14 protein-coding genes and 2 pseudogenes are annotated in these 17,734 nt (G+C 71.6%); 8 read left to right on the forward strand and 8 right to left on the reverse strand.

All coding sequences use genetic code 11. The annotated features are described in order from the left end of the window. Nucleotides 1-244 precede the first annotated feature (244 nt). Complete coding sequence (locus ACU610_RS05675; RefSeq protein WP_446766739.1) at nt 245-577, forward strand: histone-like nucleoid-structuring protein Lsr2; 333 nt, start codon at nt 245-247, stop codon at nt 575-577. Nucleotides 578-1,033: 456 nt separating this feature from the next. Here ACU610_RS05675 and ACU610_RS05680 read toward each other — a convergent pair whose 3' ends face one another. Beyond that, nucleotides 1,034-1,483: a PGPGW domain-containing protein gene (locus ACU610_RS05680; RefSeq protein ID WP_446766740.1), complete on the reverse strand. Its 450-nt coding sequence runs from the start codon at nt 1,481-1,483 to the stop codon at nt 1,034-1,036. Between the two features lie 463 nt (nt 1,484-1,946). Continuing rightward, nucleotides 1,947-4,748 (reverse strand): FxSxx-COOH system tetratricopeptide repeat protein, encoded by a 2,802-nt coding sequence (gene fxsT, locus ACU610_RS05685; protein WP_446766741.1) that lies wholly within the window; start codon nt 4,746-4,748, stop codon nt 1,947-1,949. 294 nt (nt 4,749-5,042) lie between these two features. Between fxsT and ACU610_RS05690 the strand changes: the two are divergent. From ACU610_RS05690 to ACU610_RS05700, 3 genes and pseudogenes are all read left to right on the forward strand, one after another. After that, nucleotides 5,043-5,171: pseudogene (locus ACU610_RS05690) on the forward strand (hypothetical protein); the annotation flags it as partial. Nucleotides 5,172-5,191: 20 nt separating this feature from the next. After that, nucleotides 5,192-5,635, forward strand: a complete 444-nt coding sequence (locus ACU610_RS05695) for a helix-turn-helix domain-containing protein (RefSeq protein ID WP_446766742.1) — start codon at nt 5,192-5,194, stop codon at nt 5,633-5,635. Between the two features lie 5 nt (nt 5,636-5,640). Continuing rightward, entirely contained in the window at nt 5,641-6,135 is a 495-nt protein-coding gene (locus tag ACU610_RS05700) for a hypothetical protein (RefSeq protein ID WP_446766743.1), read from the forward strand. Here the strand turns inward: ACU610_RS05700 and ACU610_RS05705 are convergent. After that, nucleotides 6,128-6,364: a hypothetical protein gene (locus tag ACU610_RS05705; protein ID WP_446766744.1), complete on the reverse strand. Its 237-nt coding sequence runs from the start codon at nt 6,362-6,364 to the stop codon at nt 6,128-6,130. The genes ACU610_RS05700 and ACU610_RS05705 overlap by 8 nt on opposite strands. Before the next feature lie 108 nt (nt 6,365-6,472). Here ACU610_RS05705 and ACU610_RS05710 point away from each other — a divergent pair, with 108 nt between their 5' ends. Continuing rightward, nucleotides 6,473-6,778, forward strand: coding sequence for a hypothetical protein (locus ACU610_RS05710; RefSeq protein ID WP_446766745.1), 306 nt, complete (start codon nt 6,473-6,475; stop codon nt 6,776-6,778). Between the two features lie 132 nt (nt 6,779-6,910). Here ACU610_RS05710 and ACU610_RS05715 read toward each other — a convergent pair whose 3' ends face one another. Continuing rightward, on the reverse strand, nt 6,911-7,846 hold the full coding sequence (locus ACU610_RS05715) for an IS630 family transposase (protein WP_446766746.1): 936 nt from the start codon (nt 7,844-7,846) through the stop codon (nt 6,911-6,913). Nucleotides 7,847-8,152: 306 nt separating this feature from the next. On the opposite strand from ACU610_RS05715, the gene ACU610_RS05720 reads away from it, so the two are divergent. Together ACU610_RS05720 and ACU610_RS05725 are read left to right on the forward strand one after the other, a co-directional pair. Beyond that, complete coding sequence (locus ACU610_RS05720; protein WP_446766747.1) at nt 8,153-9,079, forward strand: transposase family protein; 927 nt, start codon at nt 8,153-8,155, stop codon at nt 9,077-9,079. Nucleotides 9,080-9,256: 177 nt separating this feature from the next. After that, nucleotides 9,257-9,469, forward strand: a pseudogene (locus ACU610_RS05725) (transposase); the annotation flags it as partial. 455 nt (nt 9,470-9,924) lie between these two features. On the opposite strand, the gene ACU610_RS05730 reads toward ACU610_RS05725, so the two are convergent. The 4 genes from ACU610_RS05730 to ACU610_RS05745 all read right to left on the reverse strand — a co-directional run bounded on the left by ACU610_RS05730 (nt 9,925) and on the right by ACU610_RS05745 (nt 15,560). Next, on the reverse strand, nt 9,925-11,049 hold the full coding sequence (locus tag ACU610_RS05730; protein ID WP_446766025.1) for an IS110 family transposase: 1,125 nt from the start codon (nt 11,047-11,049) through the stop codon (nt 9,925-9,927). A 217-nt stretch (nt 11,050-11,266) separates the two neighbouring features. Continuing rightward, on the reverse strand, nt 11,267-13,660 hold the full coding sequence (locus ACU610_RS05735; RefSeq protein WP_446766748.1) for a GH92 family glycosyl hydrolase: 2,394 nt from the start codon (nt 13,658-13,660) through the stop codon (nt 11,267-11,269). Nucleotides 13,661-13,973: 313 nt separating this feature from the next. Continuing rightward, complete coding sequence (locus ACU610_RS05740; RefSeq protein WP_446766749.1) at nt 13,974-15,269, reverse strand: PP2C family protein-serine/threonine phosphatase; 1,296 nt, start codon at nt 15,267-15,269, stop codon at nt 13,974-13,976. Between the two features lie 132 nt (nt 15,270-15,401). Beyond that, nucleotides 15,402-15,560, reverse strand: coding sequence for a hypothetical protein (locus ACU610_RS05745; protein WP_446766750.1), 159 nt, complete (start codon nt 15,558-15,560; stop codon nt 15,402-15,404). 549 nt (nt 15,561-16,109) lie between these two features. On the opposite strand from ACU610_RS05745, the gene ACU610_RS05750 reads away from it, so the two are divergent. Beyond that, entirely contained in the window at nt 16,110-17,732 is a 1,623-nt protein-coding gene (locus ACU610_RS05750) for an FAD-dependent monooxygenase (protein WP_446766751.1), read from the forward strand. Nucleotides 17,733-17,734 lie beyond the last annotated feature (2 nt).

Raw genomic sequence — 17,734 nt, forward strand, 5'->3', positions numbered from 1 at the left:
TGAGGTGGATGGCGCCGGCGCCCACCACATGGCAACGTCACGCCACACGCCCCACTCGAGCCTGATATGCCGAAGTGGGAAGTCCAACGCACGGCCATGCCTTGCTCAGTCATGAGCCGTCGCCTTTCAGGCTAACCGCTGGTCATCTGCTTCGGCGACGAACAGCACTGAGGTCTGCTCATCCTCACCCTTGCGGGGTTCCGCTCGGTTGACAATCCGTCTGCGCTCCTGATTCCTTGGCTCTATGGCTACCAAGACTCAGGTTGTTCTGATCGATGACCTCACCGGCGACCCGGCCGACACCACCGTGAAGTTCGCCCTGGACAAGACCGAGTACGAGATCGACCTCTCAAATGAGAACGCAGCGGAAATGCGGGAAGGACTTTCTCGGTACGTTGAGGCTGCGCGGAAGGTGAGCGGCGGCGGACGCCGGAGCGCGCCGGCGCCCAAGCCGACCTTCTCCGGGTACGACCCGGCCGCGGTGCGCGCGTGGGCGGCCGGGCAGGGCATCGAGGTCAACGCCCGCGGGCGCATCAGGGCAGAGGTCGTGGAGCAGTTCCGGGCCGCCGGCAACTGAGCGCACTGCCTCCGGCCGGCGCGTGCCCGACGGGGCAGGCCGGGGCCGGCGACGGCCTCCGCCTGCTCAGCTACTCGTCGCCGGCCTCGGGCTGCCCGTGGTCATCGGCCAGCTTGAGCGGGACGTCGGCGTGGCATGGCCGGTCGAGGGCCAACAGGCGAGGCGTTGGCCGCGCAGGACACGAGTGGGATCTCGGTGAGGCTGCCGTACCCCACCCCGTGAGGGGGGTGGAGTTCGGCGACTTGTCTGGGCTGAAGGCGCTGATGCGCGCGCCTTCGGTGACCGGCCGTCCGGCGCCGTCGGTACGCAGCGGGTTCAGCGCCGACGGGCTACCGGTGGGCCGCCAGGCCGTCACCGCACCGCAGGGCCGACCGGCGGTGCCGGGAGTCGGGCACGCCTTGGAGCGGGCGGCCGGGTCCGGTCGCCGTCGCCCCGTCCTGGGTGGAGTCGTGGTGCTCAGTTGCCGCGGGGCGCGGCTCGGTAGGCGCCGGCCGTGCCCCGCTGGCCCGCCGGGCGATGCGCCCAGGCCTGCTCGAGCTTCTCCTGGCGACGCGCGAAGACGACCGTCCCGATGAGGAAGAGCCCGGAGAGGAGGAGCACGACGGCGGTGAACGCGTTCACGAACGGCAGGTCCACGCCGGCCAGGGCGAGCACGCCGAGCGCGACCAGCGCCAGGGCGGCCAGCACCGCCGCGGCGGCGCGCCACGGGCTCTTGGCGACCTGCTCGACGCCCTCCTGCGCCTTGTCCTTGGCGTAGTCCAGCGGCTTCTGCGCCCAGGAGAAGCGCGTGGCCAGCACCGCCAGGCCTGCGGCGACGAGCACGAAGCCGGGACCGGGCAGCACGAGCAGCGCGATGCCGGCGAGGGTCAGCAAGCCGCCGAGGACGGCGACGACAGCGGTCTTCACCGTTGGGTGGTGCCCAACTCATCGGGCCGTCATGCGGCACCGCCCGGCCGCGGGTCGGACTCCGCCCGTGGCGTCAGCGGCCCGGCTCGAGGAGCCCGTGCCGCCGCCCGCTCCTCCGGCACCGGACGCTAGAGCTGGGCCACACGCACGTCAGCGTGTTGCTGCGTACTGACCGGCACCCGTGTACGAGCCCCGCCTCCGCTCGGCATTGTCTGGCGAGGCGAGCAGGGAGCGCACGACGACTCCGAGTCCGCCACGGGACGGGATCACCGCGGCGGAGTCGGGTCGTCTGCGGCGTCTTCATCTCCGAGTAGGGAATCGTTGGTCACAGCGACCTGAGCCAGATACAGCGTGATGGGGGGCGGGAAAGCAGTCGGCGGGAGCGCTGCAGGGTGTCCTCGCCGAGCGCGGGCTGGCTCCGCCTCGCCCAGCCGGACCAGCGCGACAGTCAGGGCGGTCGCCGTCAACAGGGTGGTGCGTGGTCCGGGCCGAGCACCCGGCGGGAGGGCTGCAGGGTGTCCGCCCGAAGGGCGTGGGTCGGTTGCATCTCGCCCAACAAGGCCAGGGCCTCGGTGAGGGCGGTCGCCGTCCGCAGGGTGATCAGGTGGTCGGGGCCGAACACCCGGCGGCAGCGCCGCAGGGTGTCCTCTCCCAGGGCGCGAGCCGGCTCCGCTTCCCCCATCGAGACCAGGGCGAGGGTCAGGGCGCCCGCCGCCCACAGGCTGATCGGGTGATCCGGGCCGAACACCCGGCGGCAGCGCTGCAGCGTGTCCTCGCCCAGGGCGCGGGCCGGCTCGGCCTCGCCCAGCTGGGCCAGGGCACCGGTCAGGGCGCCCGCCGCCAACAGGGTGATCAGGTGGTGCCGGCCGAGCACCCCACGCTGCAGGACGTCCTGGGCCAGGGCGCGGGCCGGCTCGGCCTCGCCCAGCTGGGCCAGGGCGTAGGTCAGGGCGCCCGCCGCCCACAGGGTGGGCGGGTGATCCGGGCCGAACACCCGGCGGCAGCGCTGCAGCGTGTCCTGACCCAGGGCGCGGGCCGGCTCGGCCTCGCCCAGCTGGGCCAGGGCGTGAGCGAGGCCGCCCGCCGCCGACAGGGTGATCCCGTGGTCCGGGCCGAGCACCCGGCGGCAGCGCTGCAGCGTGTCCTGGCCCAGGGCGCGGGCCGGCTCCGCCTCACCCAGCTGAATCAGGGCGAACGTGAGGGCGGTCCCCGCCCCCAAGGTGGTGGCATGGTCCGGGCCGAGCACCCGGCGGCAGCGCTGCAGCGTGTCCTCGCCCAGGGCGCGGGCCAGCTGGGCCGCCCCCCGCTGAACCAGGGCGAGCGTGAGAGAAGCCGCCGCCCATAAAGTAGTCGGATGGTCCGGGCCGAGCACCCGGCGGCAGCGCTCCCACGTGTCCTCCCCGACGCTACGCGCCGCTGCCACGTCGCCTACCGCGAAGAGGGCAAGGGTGAGGTTGCTCGCCGCGGCCAGGGTGTCGGGGTGGTCGGGGCCGAGGATCGCCCGCCAGTGGTCGAGCAGCTGTTCGGAGAGAGCCCGGCTGGCGTGGCTGTCTCCTTTGGTTTGCAGGTAGCGGGTGGTGTTCAGGACCAGTTGCCGGCCGGCGGGAGAGGAGTCGCCCAGCGGGGCGGTGGCGAGGATGTGTGGGGCGAGCTGGGCATAGGCGGCCCAGCCGGTCGCATCGTCCGGATCGCCGGGGGCGGCGGCGGCCAGCAGCGCCACCACCCGCTGCTCGGTGGGCTGCTGCCGGTCGGTTTCGAGCTGGTGCCGGATGACCGCCTGCACCAGCCGGTGGAGCTGGAAGCCATCGGGGTGGCGGCGGGCCAGGGAGTAGCCGACCAGCGCGCCGACGGTGTCGGTGAGGGCGTCGGGATCGGCGGCGGTGCTGCGCAGCGGCTCGTCAAGCAGATCCGGGTGGCCGATGAAGAGGGTCAACGGAATGGGTTCGGGGGCGAGGAAGGCGGCCAGCTCCAGCAGCGCCACCGCGGCCGGGTCCTCACTGCGGAGTCGCTCCAGGGACAGCCCCCAGGTGGTGTCGATCCGCCCGTGATAGCAGGGCACCTCGCCGCGGGCGAGCAGGCCGGCGCGGTGGGCGCGGAAGCGGCGCAGATAGTCGGCGGGCGGCAGGTCGGTCTGCTCCAGATAGCCGGCGGCCTGCGCGGCGGCCAGCGGCAGGTCGCCCAGCTCGGCGGCGAGCTTGTCGGCCAGCTCCTCATCCAGGCCCGGGATCCGGGCCCGCAGCAGCGCGATCGTCTCCGCCCGGGCGAGCACGTCGACCTCCAGCCGCCCACCCAGCGCGCCCCAGCCGGGGGACCGGGAGGTGATCAACAGGTGCCCTGCCCCGCCGGGCCGGTAGAGGGCGACGTCGGCCGGAAGCTCGGCGTTGTCGAAGATCAGCAGCCAGCGGTCCCGGCCGCGCAGCTCGGCCAGCAGCCGGTCGACGGTGTCGGCGACGGTGGGCCCCGGAGCAAACTTAAGCCGGGCGGCCAGTGCGGCCAGCTGCTCGGGGATGAGCACCGGCTGCTCGGCGTCGACCCACCACACCAGGTCGTAGTCGGCGGCGAAGCGGTGCGCGTACTCGATCGCCAGCTGGGTCTTGCCCACCCCACCCAGCCCGTAGAGGGCCTGCACCACCAGCGTGGCCTCACCGGCACCCAGCCGCCGCCGCAGCTCGGTGAGCATGCCGTCCCGGCCGGTGAAGCGGGGATTGCGGGCCGGCACCCGCCACACCCGCGGCAGGGCGCCGGCGAACCCAGGCTTGTCCGGCGGCGCCGGTCCGGCCCGGGGGAACGGTGGCGCGCTCGTCGGTCGGACCCGCGTTAGTCGGTCTCGTAGCCGGGTCGCCGCCGTGGCCTCGTTCAGGCCGGTCAGGTCCAGGTAGATCAGCGGTGCGTAGAGCGGGGGCAGGGTGACCGGCTCGACCAGCACCGGCACGATCCGCCCCGCCGCTGCCGCGGACCCGGCGAAGGCGGCACGCAGCTCCACCCCGCCGAAGGTGCTGGAGAAGTAGGCCTCGGTGCACACCGCCAGCAGCCGATCGGCGGACTCCAGGGCCGTCTGCATGCGGGTCACGAAGTCCTCACCCGGCGCCCAGTCCCACACGTCCAGCTCGACGCGGTAGCCGGCTTCCTGCAGCTGCCAGGCCAGCCACTCCGCCCAGGCGGTGTCCCGCCCGGCGTGGCTGATGAAGAAGTCGGTCTGCTCACCGGTGACGCTCCACGGGGTCGCGCCGCCAGCTGCAGCGCCCGCTGGCCCACTCACGGTCACGGCTTCCCCCTTGTGCGCGGTTAAGGAGATCGAGCGTCGAACCGGCCGGTCTGATACGGGGGACTCACCGTTCTCACGATGAGGCGCATGAGTTCTGTAGGTCCTTAGCCCCACAGCACATGGCCTGGACCGTCCGGCAGCGACTGCCGGATGCCGGTGGGATGCCGTGGACGTAAACGCGTCCTGGCCGTCATGTTGACCTGTTGAAGGCGCCGCCTGTCGTACTAAAGATCATTAACGGCGGAGGTTCCGGGCCCTGCTGACGGGTGGCGTGGTGTGCGCTATGCCGATGGCATGCAGTATCCCGATGGTGGTGGGCTGACCGCCGAGGAGAGGGCCCGGCGAGAACGGGTGCGGCTGGCGGCGGCCGAGTGGATCAAAGAAGGAGCCAGCGACCGGGAGGTCGCGGCCCGGTTCCGGGTCACCCGGATGTCGGGCAACCGGTGGCGGCGCGCGCTGGCCGTCGGCGGTCGCCCGGCGCTGGCCTCCAAGGGCGCGGCGGGGCGCGCTGCAAGCTCACCTCGGCCCAGCTGGCCGAGCTGCAGGACCTCCTCGACGCCGGCCCGGCGGCGTGGGGCTGGGCGGATCAGTGCTGGACGCTGCTGCGCATCGCCGCGGTCGTGCGAGAGCGGTTCGGCGTGGACTACACCCTGCCCGGGCGGGACCTGCTGCTGCACCGGCTGGGCTGGAGTGTGCAGGTGTCGGCCCGGCAGGCCGCGGAGCGGGATGAGGAGCGGATCACCGCCTGGGGCGAGGCGACCCGGCCGGAGATAAGAGGACGGTGGCGGACCAGGGCGCCTGGCTGGTTCTCGACGACGAGTCCGGCCACGGGGCTCCAGGCCGCCCAAGGGCCGCACCTGGAGGGCGTCGGGGTTGCACGCCGGTAGTGCGGGTGACCGCGGCGATCAGCCCGCGGCTGTCGGTGGCCGCGCTGGTCGCGGTCAGGTCCGGGCACCAGCCGCGGCTGATCTACCGCACCCACCGCGGCCGGCGCGGCGGCGGGCGCAAGGGCTTCACCGAGGCCGACTACGCCGCCCTGCTCGATGCGCCCACCACCAGCTGCGCGGGCCGATCGTGCTGGTCTGGGACAACTGAGCACTCACACGAGCAAGGCCAGGCCGAGCGGATCGCGGCCCGGCCGTGGCTGACCGATCACCGACCGCCGCCGTACGCCCACGAGCTCAACCCGGTCGAGTTGATCTGGGCGCACCTGAAGCGGTCGCTGACCAACCTCACCAAGCACACCATCGCCGAGCTGACCGCAGTGGTGAAGACCCGCCTGAGACGGATGCAGTACCGCCCCGGCCTGCTGGCCGGCTTCCTCGCCAGCACGGGGCTCGAGTTCGGACCGTTCCTGAAACAGCCGCCCTCAACGATCGTTAGTTGATCCGGTAGACCAGCGCCAGGTGGGCCGTCACGACGAACGGACCCGGCTTGGGGTGCTTGACCAAGAGGTCTGGCACCTTTCCGCCGAAGTGGACGACCGCCATGACCCGACCGACGTTCTCGGCCATGTTGCGCACCTCCCGGTTCACGGACTCACGCATGAGGTGCACCGGGGCGATGTCCAAGATTGTGTCGGGGTGGACGTCGCACACGACCTCGATCCGTCCCATCTCCGCAGGTCACCGGCGGTGACGAGTTGGTGACGGTGATGTGACGCAGCATGCGGAGGGTGGGGACTGCCCGAAGCTTCACCCACACTGGGAGGAAGGAAGCCTGAAATGCCTGACAACTACACCTTCGCGGCTGTCGCCTCACCGGGGGACGTCACCCACCTCCTCAAAGACAAGAGGGCCCGTAAGGCAAGAGTGGCGGCTGTCGGGCAGGAGAATCAACACAAGCGATTCAATGTCTGGTATGTCCCTTCGCATGATCACAAGGACTGGCACTTCAAGGAGATTCCATTTGACTTGAACAGCGATGACGACACGAAGGCTGTCACCAAGGAGCTCAACAAATCAGACTTGGCCGCCGTGACATTCTTCGGACAGGAGAAGAAGTACTATATCTGGTGGCTCGACGACTGATCCGCGACCTCCGCACCCCCTAGCCCCGGATCTCTCTAAGGTGAGTGGGCCGCAATCTTTATCCCAATGGCTGCGGCCCACCCAGCCATGTCCTCGTCGCTAATTACCAATGAGATTGCAGGGAGGTTGACTTCAGGCGACAACGGCGATGTACGCCAACTCGGGGTCGCCAAAGAAGCCGCGGACGATGTGCGGTAGGCGCTGCAGCCGGCGCAGGCGGGCGGTGACGACCGCCTTCATCTGCTCGGGTCCCTTTGGAGCGGCGGGGGCCACCCCGTCGTGCTTGACGTTCTTCCACACCCATTCGTCCGGGTTGAGCTGCGGAGAGTAGGCCGGCAGCCGGTAGAGCCGCAGCGCCCCGTCGGTGGAGTCGACGAAGCGGTCCACCGCCTTGGCTCGGTGGGCCGGGTGGTTGTCGACGATGCAGAACACCGGGTCGCTGCCGTGGTGCTCGGCGTCGTGCAGCAACCGCTTGAGGAAGGCGATGAACCCGGCGGCGGTCAGCGTGCCGGTCAGCACCGAGAACCGCAGGGCGCCCCGCGCGCTGATCGCCGAGATCATGTTCAATCCGAAGCGCGCGCCGGTGGCCGCCACCGTTGGGGTCCGCCCGACCGGGGCCCAGGTGGTGCCGGGGTGGTAGTCCGAACGCACGCCGGCCTCGTCGACGAAGTAGACCGTCCCGCCGGCCGCCTTGGCGGCCGCGGCGATCTTGGGATACTCGATCTCCCGCCACCGGGCCACCGCGACGGGGTCGGCCTGCTCGGCCCGATACAGCGGCCGCTGGGCGGAGAAGCCCAGGTGGTGCAGAGTGCGCCCGACGCTGGCCACGGTGAGTTGCACGCCGAACCGGGCGGCGATCAGCTGGCGGACAACCTCGCGGGTCCACAGCGCCACCGCGAACCCATGAGCGCGGGGATCGCTCTCGGCGATCAGCCCGGCCAGCTCGCCCAGCTGCTCCTCGGCGAGTTTGCGCGGCCGCCCGGGCACCGGGCGGGCCCGCAGCGCCTCGTGGCCCTCGGTGCGCTCGGTGGCCAGCCAGGTGTAGATCGTCCGCCGATGCAGGCCCAACGCGGCCAGCCCCGCACCGACCTCGGCCGCCGGGACGCCCCGGCCACCTGCTCGACCGCCCGCAGCCGCAAGGCCTCAAGGGTTTGGTGGTCGAGCTTGCGGCCGTCGTCCTCCCGCATTCCTCGATCGTCCGCGCCTACTCGATGCAGATCAAGCTACTAACGATCTTTTCAGTGACGACGCTCGAGGTCCCTAACGACCTCGTGCATGGTTAGCCCGACGACTTGACCGTGCTGTGTGCAGGACGAGCAGGGTCGTGATGTGTCGAGCACTCTTCCCCGTGCCGCCGCTGTCGCCGATCGCCGAGTGACCGGACTGTCTCGAGAGGTCCTGGCCGAGCTGGTCGCCGAGCTGGGACCGCGCTGGCAGGCGCGCCAGGACGCGCGGCTGGCCGATCGGCCGCGTCGGCGGGCGGTTGGAACCGGTGCCCGGTACCGGCTGGTGTTCCTTGACCGGCTGCTGGCCACGCTGGTGCACCTGCGCCACGGGGTCACCCATGACGTGCTGGCCTGCTGGTTTGGGGTGTCCCGGTCGACGATCACCGGGGGCGGTCGGGGAGGTGCGTCCGCTGCTGGCCGAGCGCGGCTGCACCGTGGAGGGCGGGCTCCGGCTGCGCACGCTGGCCGATGTGGTCGCCCATCTGGGCGCCAGCGGGCAGCTGGGCCTGCTGGATGCCACGGAGGTCCGGGTGCGCCGCCCGGCCGCGGGTCGGGCCGGACTCGGTTCGTCTCGGGCAAGGCCCGCGCCAACACCGTCAAGGCGCTGGTCATCACCGATGCTGAGGGGCGGCTGCTGTTCTGCGGGCACACCCGCCCGGGCTCGATCCATGACCTGACCCAGGTCCGCCAGGCCGGCCTGGTCGAGACGCTGGCCCTCATCCCCGGCGCCACCCTGCTGGCCGACGCCGGCTACCAGGGCCTGAGCGCGCAGACCGCCGGGGCGGTCCTCACCCCGCGGCCGGCCCGGCGCAAGAACCAGATCCCGGTCTTCCCCGCCGTCGCCGCGGCGCGCGAGGCCGAACGCAGAGCTCATTCGGCGCAGCGGATCCGCGTGGAGCACGGCATCGGTCACCTGAAGGACTGGCGAGCCCTGTTCCGACACCTCGGCCGGCGCGAGCACCTCGACACGATCCTGCCCGCGGTCGCCGGCCTGGTCTCCAGCCAGGAACGAACCCCACAACCTGATCAGCTTCACCGCCCGCCAAGAGCTCTCCCGGCCGGCACCACCGCGTGATCGAACTAGCCCTGAACGGGTCCACGACGGCCCGCGGCTAACCGTGCACGAGGTCGTTAATCTTGTAATGAGGCTTTCTCACCAGGAATCCGCACCCAGTTGAAGGGTGCGATCGACGCCGGTGGCCAGGTCTGCAGCGAGGCGCCAAGGACTTTGCGCGCGGCTCCCCAGGGCAGGCTCCGCCGGGCGGCGATCGACACTCGCTGGCGCACCGACGTCGTCGGCGTCTTCCCCAACCCCGAAGCCCTGCTGCGCCTCGCCGGCGCGGTGCTGGTCGAGGCCCACGACGAATGGCAGGTCTCCGACCGCCGCTACCTCTCCGAAGGTTCCATGACACTGCTGACCCGGACCGACGAGGAGGTGGCGCAGCCGGCGCTGATCGCGTCATAGTCACCACACCGCTGACCGACACGGTGAGGACTACATCCGCCACTCAGCGGGACGTCACCCTCGTCCAGGCGTCCGGGGAGGGCGACTTCTGGTGAGAAGACCTCTCTATGAAGACGGGGGCCGCTGTCAAGGATCCTGTCGTTCCCGCGTAGGAGCCTGGCGCCGCGGGGTGCCGCAGCGGGTCCAGGTGGAGCGCCCGCAGCCGCACAGCGGCGAGGACGAACGACCTGGACGTGCGAGGACCCGGCGGCAGAATGACCGGCCGCGGAGAACGTGGGATCCCTGGGATACCACTCACGGACACCGATCAGGGACACCGATCAGGGACACCGATTCGGAGGGGATCGGCCGGGTGGGTGAAGAGCCGCGCTCATCTCTCTATCGCCTCCTCGGCAGGAGGACCAGGTCGGATGGGAGGGGCTTCGCTCCGGTGGCGCAATTCAATGCGGGGCCGTCTACGCGGCCAGAGGTTTTACGGCGCCTGCCGGAGCGAAGGGCTTATTCGTGGTGAGCATGAACCAGATCGCCTCGGCCAGCCGGCGAGCGAGGTCGACCCGGGCGATCCGGGCCCCGCGCTGCTTGCCCAGGCGGGTCCGGGTCCGCTGGTAGCGCTCGGCGTAGGCCGGGTGGCGGGCGGCGTGGGTGGCCGCCTCGATCAGCGCCCAGCGCAGGTACTTCGGCCCGTTCTTGGCCAGTGAGTTCCGGTGATCGCGGCGGCCAGACTGGTAGACCGTCGGGCACAGCCCGGTGTAGCCGACCAGCTTCTTCGGCGTGGCGAACCGGGCGATGTCGCCGATCTCAGCGGCGATGGTGTAACCCAGCACCGGCCCGATGCCCGGCACGGTCACCAGCAACGGCACGTACGGGTGATCGGCGCCGAGCCGGCGCAGCGCCGCCTCGCAGTCGGCGATCTGGTCGTCGAGGTCGTCGATCAGCCGCAGCGCCGCCGCGACGTCCCCGGCCCACGGCTCGGGCAGCGCCAGGCCCGTCAACAGGCGGCGGCCGGCGGCGCCGAACAGGTCAGACACCGGGCACGGATGGCCAAAGGCCATCAGGATGGCGTGGATGCGGTTCTTCAGCGCGGTGCGATGGCGCACCAGGTGCAACCGCCACCGGGCCCGCTCCCGCTCGGCGCGCACATCCGGATCGGGCAACCAGATCGCCGGTACCAACTCCCGCCGGGACAGCTCGGCGAGCACCCACGCATCGATGCGATCGGTCTTGGCCGCCAGCGGCGCCAGCCCCTTGACCTTGACCGCATCGGCGACCTGGACCTCCCAGCCGAGCAGCTCCAGCTGGTCATGGACGAAGCGGGCGCCGGTCATCGACTCGATCGCCGCCGTCACCGGCTGCTCGAACGCACCGATCCGGGCGGCCAGCGAGGCCAGGCCGCCGGCGTCCGGCGCCGCGGTGGTCACCAGCATCGGCGCGCCCGTCTCATTCATGACGTGCACATCCACACGGGTCCTGCTCAGGTCCAGCCCAACGTGCAACATGAGGACCAGGCCTCCTCTCGTCACGACTGCCGGCCTCACCAGCAGCGTGCTCCGGGGGGAGGTCCCCGTCTTCATGGCATTCATTGCGACCACGACGCAGACCGAGTCGACTTCCTACCCGGTCGTATCTCGCCAGCGGCGGGGACCGCGCCGTCGGGGCCACGGTGGTGCGTGGCCGCTTCTCGTCTGCGCCGAGGTGGTGTCGGCTGCGTTCAGGCGGCAGCCATCGGGAACACATGCATGTCCCCGCCGGTGACCGACGTGGGCAGAGCCAGGCTCCCGATCGGCTTGCCGGCCAGCTTCACCGGAGCGACAGCTCGCCTTCCCGAAACGATGGCGGCGCGTCGGCCGGATCGGCGCCCCATGCGGTGTTCGGCGTGCTCGCCATGGTGAACGACAGCGTGCCGCCGGTGCGGACGAACGACTCGGGCAGCCACGGCTTGCTCGTTGCCCTGCCGTTGACGCTGAGGCTCTGCACGTAGAAGGTGTCCGCTGACGCGCCGGGCGCGTCGATGGTGATGGTCTGCCCGCTCGGGCGCTTGACGACGATGTGCGGGAACAAGGGGCTGCCCACCGTCAGTTCCGCCCGACCGGGGATCGAGGGATAGACGCCCAGCGCTCCCCAGAGATACCAGGCGGCCATCTGGCCGAGGTCGTCGTTGCCCACGAAGCCGTCTGCGGTGGGGCGCCACAGCGTGTTCAGCGCCTGCCGTACGACGGCCTGGGTGCGGTAGGGCGCGGCGGCGAAGTCGTACAGGTACGGGGTCTGGCTGGACGGCTCGTTGCTCAGGAACGCGTACGGCTCGGTGGGGCCGGCGTTGAGCTCGGTGAAGAAGGTGTCCAGCCGGGCCCGTACCGCCGCGTCGCCGCCCATCGCGTCGAACAGCCCGCGCGTGTTGTACGGCACCATCCACGTGTACTGCGCGCCGTTGCCCTCCACGTAACGGCTCGGATCTGCCGGGTCGAACGGAGTCGGGAACGAGCGGTCGCGATTGCGCGGCTGCAGGTACCCGGTCGCCGGGTTGTACAGGTTCTCCCAGTACTGCGCCCGCGCCATGAACTCCTGCCGGATGCCCGGTTCACCGAGCCGGTCGGCCAGCTGCGCGATGCCGAAGTCAGCGCTGGTGTACTCGAGGGTCGTGCTCGGATCCCCCGGCAGGTACCCCAGTGACTGGAAGTCCGCCAGGCCCGGGCGCTCGACGTATCTGGCGTTCGGCGGCTGTACTCTCGTCGCGCCGTGCACCATCGCGGCCAGCGCGCCGGCCGCGTCGAAGTCGGTGGCGCCGAACGCGTAGATGCTCGCGACGATCGAGTGGTACGGGTCGCCGACCATGACGCCGGTGAAGTCGTTGTTCTGCGACCACCGGTCCCACACGTCGCCCGCCTGCTGCGCCTGGTTGACCATGGACTGGGCGATATCGGCGGCCTCGTGCGGGGCGAGCAGCGCCAGCATCTGCGCCTCCGACCGGTAGATGTCCCAGCCGGAGATGTTTGCGTACTGGGCGTGGCCGGTTGCCGCTCGGTGGCGCTGCCCGTCGAAGCCGAGGTACTGACCGTCGCTGTCACTGAACACGTTCGGGTGCAGCAGCGCGTGATACATCGCGGTGTAGAAGACGGTGAGCTGATCCGGCGAACCGCCGCTGACCTGGATCTGCCCGAGCCGCGCGTTCCACGCCGCGCGGGCCGCCTCGGCGACCGTGTCGAAGGCCTCGCCCCCCTGCTCGGTCTTCGCGTTCGCGGTGGCGTTGGCCACGCTGACGTAGGACAGGCCGACCCGGAGGTCGACCGTGCGGTCGTTGCTGGAGTCGAACGTGACGAAGGCGCCGGAGCCGGGACCGGAGACCGAGACGTCCGGTGCGGCCCGGCCCTCGGCCGGCGGAGCGGGCGCCGTGCCGCGCGGCTTGGCCGGGGTGCCGGACGGGCCGGATACCGCGCCGCTGCGCACCGACGTGCCGCCGGTGCTGACCGCGTCGTTGTGCCAAGTGCCGACGGAGGCGAAGCGCCTGTCGAAGGCGGCCGAGAAGTAGACCCGGTAGACGTTGCCGGCGCCACAAAAGCGGCCGCTGGTGGCCCAGCCGCTGATGGTGTTCCCGTCGACATCGACCTGTGCGTCCGTCACGCCGTTGATGGAGCCGGACACGTTGATCAGCAGCGTCGCCTCAGTGGTGACCGGGTAGGTGATCCGGGCCATTCCGGAGCGTTGGGTTGCGGTCAGCTCCATGGTCGCGCCGGAATCCAGCGTGACCCCGTAGTACCCCGGGGCGGCCGACTCGTGCGCGTGAGAAAAGGTGGACGCGTACCGGCTCGGGTCGCTGGCCGGGGACGTGGTGACCTGACCGACGAACGGCAGGAACGGCAGGTCTTGGGCCGCATTGCAGCCGGCGCCGGAGAGGTGCGTCAGGCTGAAGCCGCGGATCCGGTTGTCCGGGTAGTAATAGCCGCCGGGCTGGGTGGCCACCGTGTCCGGGCTCCACTGCACCATGCCGAAGGGCACGACCGCGCCCGGGAAGGTGTTCCCGCCACCGCCGCCGGTACCGAAGTCCGGCCCGCCCGGCTGGGTACCGGAGAACGGGTTGACGTGCCGCGCGAGGTCGGGCGCGGCCCCCGGCACCGCCGGCCGGCCCGGGTCGGCGGCCGCGGACGGGGTGACCGCGAGGGCGGAGACCGCCAGCAGCGCGGCGGCGAGCGTCGTCACCCGCCGCCATGGTCGTGGTCCTCGTTTCAGGTTCATCCAGCGCCCCCGGGCCTGCAGTTCCGATCAATTGGAGATCGTTTGAAGACGAGGGTCGGCGTGCCGTCCTCGAGCGCCGGCCGGCCGTGCCGAGGCTGTGATGGGCTGATCGAGGATCTCATGTTCCACGGGCTGTGGAAGCGGATCGCTGCGCTGTTTCCATCGCCCGAGCCGCATCGGTACCGTTGCCCAGGGCTCTGGCCGATCAATGAGCCATTCCCGGTAGGGAGCGGCGGGGAGGCAGTGCGGTGGACACAGGCCGGACGCCGGCTGAGCGTCAGCCGGTGGGGGTGGCCTCGGGGATGTCGCGGTCGAGCTCGTCGTCCCGGGGTGGGCCCTTCCACTCCAGCAGCAGCAGCGAGGCGTCGTCACTGGTCCGGCCCGAACGCGCGGTCATCAGCGCGTGCGAGAGCCGCCGCACCGTCTCCGCGCAGGTCAGGTCGGCCGCGGTCGTCTGCTCGATCAGGTCGCGCAGCCGCTGCTCGCCGAACTGCTCACCGCCGGGCAAGCGCTCCTCGACGACCCCGTCGGTGAAGAACAGCACCCGGTCCCCGGGTTGCAGCTGCGCGGTCTGCACGACGGGGGTGCCGGCGCCGAAGCCGACCGGCCGGCTGACCGGACCGGTGAGCTCACCGATCACCCGGCTGCCGCGCACCCACAGCGCGGGTGGGTGGCCGGCGTTGACCCAGCTGAGCAGACCTGTCTCGGTGTCCAGCCGGCCCAGCTGGGCGGTCGCGAAACGCCCCGGGAAGGAGGTGGCCACCGCCTGGTCCATCGCCGGGTACAGCTCGGTCAACGGGAGTTCGGCCAGCCTCCCGTGCCGGTAGGCGGCGATGATGACGGTGGCCATCGTCGCGGCCTCCAGGCCGTGGCCCATCGCGTCGAACACCGCCACGTGCAGCACGTGCTCGTTGAACGCGTAATCGAAGCTGTCGCCCCCGACCTCATACGCCGGCTCCAAGACCCCCGACAGGTCCAGGACGGGGGTGCTCATCGACAGCGGCGGCAGCATCCGCCACTGCAGGTGCGCCGACAGGCTCAGCGGCCCGGCGGTGCGCACCCGGGTGAACGCGTCGGTGTAGCTGTCGTTGGTGACGATCATGTCCGCGACCAGGCCGGCCAGCCGCTGGGCGAGCTGCCGGTCGTAGTGGGCCAGCCGGGGGAGGGTCAGGCCGAGCACGCCGACCCGGTTGGATCCGTCCAGCAGTGGCAGGTGCAGCCGGACCGAGCCGTCGGGGAGCGGCTCCTCGACCGACTCCTCGGTGCTGAACGCCCGCCCGGCCAGGCTGCCGGCGATGGGGAGCGGATCGCCGACCAGCCCAGGCCCGGTCAGCGGCCGCAGCGTCAGCTGCGCGAGGTCCTGCAGGTGGATGCTGACGTCGGTGGCACCGGCGATCCGCGCCTCCTGCGCGATGAGCTGGCCGACCAGCCGAGGTGCGATCAGATGCACCCGGTCGAGCAGGGCACCCAGCAGCCGTTCGCCCACGCTCTCGACTGCCGGCCGGCCCTCGTCCCGGTCGGTGAAGCCGGCCCGCGACTCCGCCCCCTCGCTCGCCGTCACCTTCACGGCCATGAGCAGACAGCGGCCCGGACAAACACGTCAGGGCCCTTTGGGCGATGCCCCCAGGATGGGCAGTGCGTTGCCCGAGGCGCACCGCGGCTGCTCACCGCTGGCTTCTGCGCCGACCTACGACGCCGCGTTCGGTCATCCGGGGGTGGGCCTGCTCTGCCCGATCACTGCCCTGTTGGCGGGCTCGGTGCGGGCGTCCCGGATCGCGAGCAGGGCGATGTCATCGTCGGTGCGGCCGGTGATCAGCCGTTCGAGCACTCGGTCGCACAGCTCGTCGAGGGGCGGCTGGGCCAACTAGCCGAGGACGGTGGTGAGCTGGGTGATGCCCTCGTCGAGGTCGCGTGAACCGCCCCGAGTTCAGTGGAGCCTCCATCAATCCCGGGGCGGTTCAGAGAGCCGGCTGGGCACATCAGCCGTGTCCCGTTCCGACCCGGCGACGAGCGCCTGCTGGACCGGGCGACCCCGGTAGAACTGCCGGAGATCGCGCAGACCCTCGCCGCCGCGTTCACCAGCTACCCCCGGACGACGGGACCGTGCCCGGCGACGACCGCAGCGAGCGGCTGCGGGCACGCTCGCCTGCTCACGCTCGGCGAAGCTCTGCTCGATGTGCCTTCGCGCACCGAACACGGAGTCATCCCGCCTCGACCAAGAGGGGGGACACGCAGAGACACTCCCGGAGCCTCGGTCTCGTGCTGCGGCCGACTCCTTGTCGACCGCGGCACCCGGGGCCTCGGATGACCGGAGCCGATGGCGGTGCGAGCCCTGCACGCGGGCGTGCAGCGCGCTGGAAGCGCCCCGGTGCACCGTGTCCCGCGTCGGGGAACGGGACGACGAGGAGGCATCGTGGACGACACGACGAAGGTCCAGGACCCCGCGACCGGGCGCGACGGGCGCACCGTCCTCGTCGTCGGGGCCGGGCCCGTGGGGCTGGTGGCGGCGTGCGAGCTGGTCCGCCAGGGCGCGCGGGTCCGGCTGATCGAGACGCTGGCGGAGCCCACGACGCAGTCCCGCGCGGTTGTGATCCACCCGCGCACGCAGGAGCACCTGGCCGCAATGGGCGTCCTGGACCGGCTCGAGGCCCGGGGCCTCGCCCAGACCGCGATGGAGATCTACTCCGGCCGGGACGCCAGCCTGCGGGTGCACCTGACCACCGACGACGTGCCGTCCCGCTACCGGCGCATCCTGGACCTGGCGCAGCCGGAGACCGAGGCCATCCTCGCGGAGCACGCCGCCGGGCTGGGCATCGTCGTCGACCGCCAGGTGACCCTCGACGGTCTGGTCCAGGACGACGACGGGGTCAGCGTGACCCTGACCTCACCGGCGGGGACCACGCGGCACCGGTACGGCTGGGTGGTGGGTACCGACGGCGGTCACAGCAAGGTCCGTGCGGCCCTGGGCACTCGGCTTGAGGGCGTGTTCCAGGGTCAGCACTTCCTCTTCGCCGATGTGGCCGCGCGCACCGGGCTTTCGGCGGACACCATTCGCATGTTCGCCCATCCGGACGGGATCGCCGGGGCCTTCCCCATGCCCGACGGGCGCACCCGGCTCCTGTGCCTCGTCGCGGTCCCGGACCCGGGCACCACCCCCACCCTCGAGGAGGCGCAGCAGCTGGTGGACGAGCGGATGGGCGGGCAGTGGCAGCTCAGCGACCCGAGGTGGCTGACCTACTTCGAGGTGCACCACGGGCAGGTCCCGCAGTACCGGCACGGCCGTGTCCTCCTGGCCGGGGACGCCGCGCACGTCCACAGCCCCGCGGGGGGCCAGGGCATGAACACCGGCATCCAGGATGCCGTGAACCTCGCATGGAAGTTGGCGCTGGTCACCACCGGCCGGGCCGGGTCGGACCTGCTGGACACCTACCACGCCGAGCGGCACCCCGTCGGCGCGGCGGTGGTGCGAGAGACCAGCCGGTTGACCGACGTGATGTCCGCCCACGGGCTCGGGGCGGACCTGCGCGACCTCGGGCTGCTGTTCCTCGGGCACCTGCCGGCGTTGGAGGACCGGCTCCTCGCGGACATGACCGAGACCGCGGTCGCTTACCGCGGGAGCCCGGCCGTCAGCGGCGACACCGGCCCGGGGCGGCACGCCGCCCCGGGCGACCACGCCCCCGACATTCCTGGGCTCACAACGGTCGACGGGAGCCCGGCCTGGATCGGCGACCTCCTCCGCCGCCCCGGGTTCGTGCTTCTCACTACCGCGGTCGCCCCGTCGACGCTCGACCGGCTCCAGGGCATCCTCGGCTCGCTCGGCACGGCCGTGCCCGTGGTCCAGACCGCGGCTGGTGCCCCGGCAGGGGCCCTGGTCGACCCCGGAGGGGAGGTGGCCCGCCACTACGGCATCGGGGACTCCGGGATGGCCCTGATCCGGCCCGACGGCTACCTCGGCCACCTGTCGACCCGCGCCGACGCGGACTCCCTGGCCGCCTACCTGATCGGCCCCCTGCACGCCGAGCGCCAGCCGGCATGAGC

The sequence above is a fragment of the Geodermatophilus sp. URMC 61 genome (genome assembly GCF_052931555.1).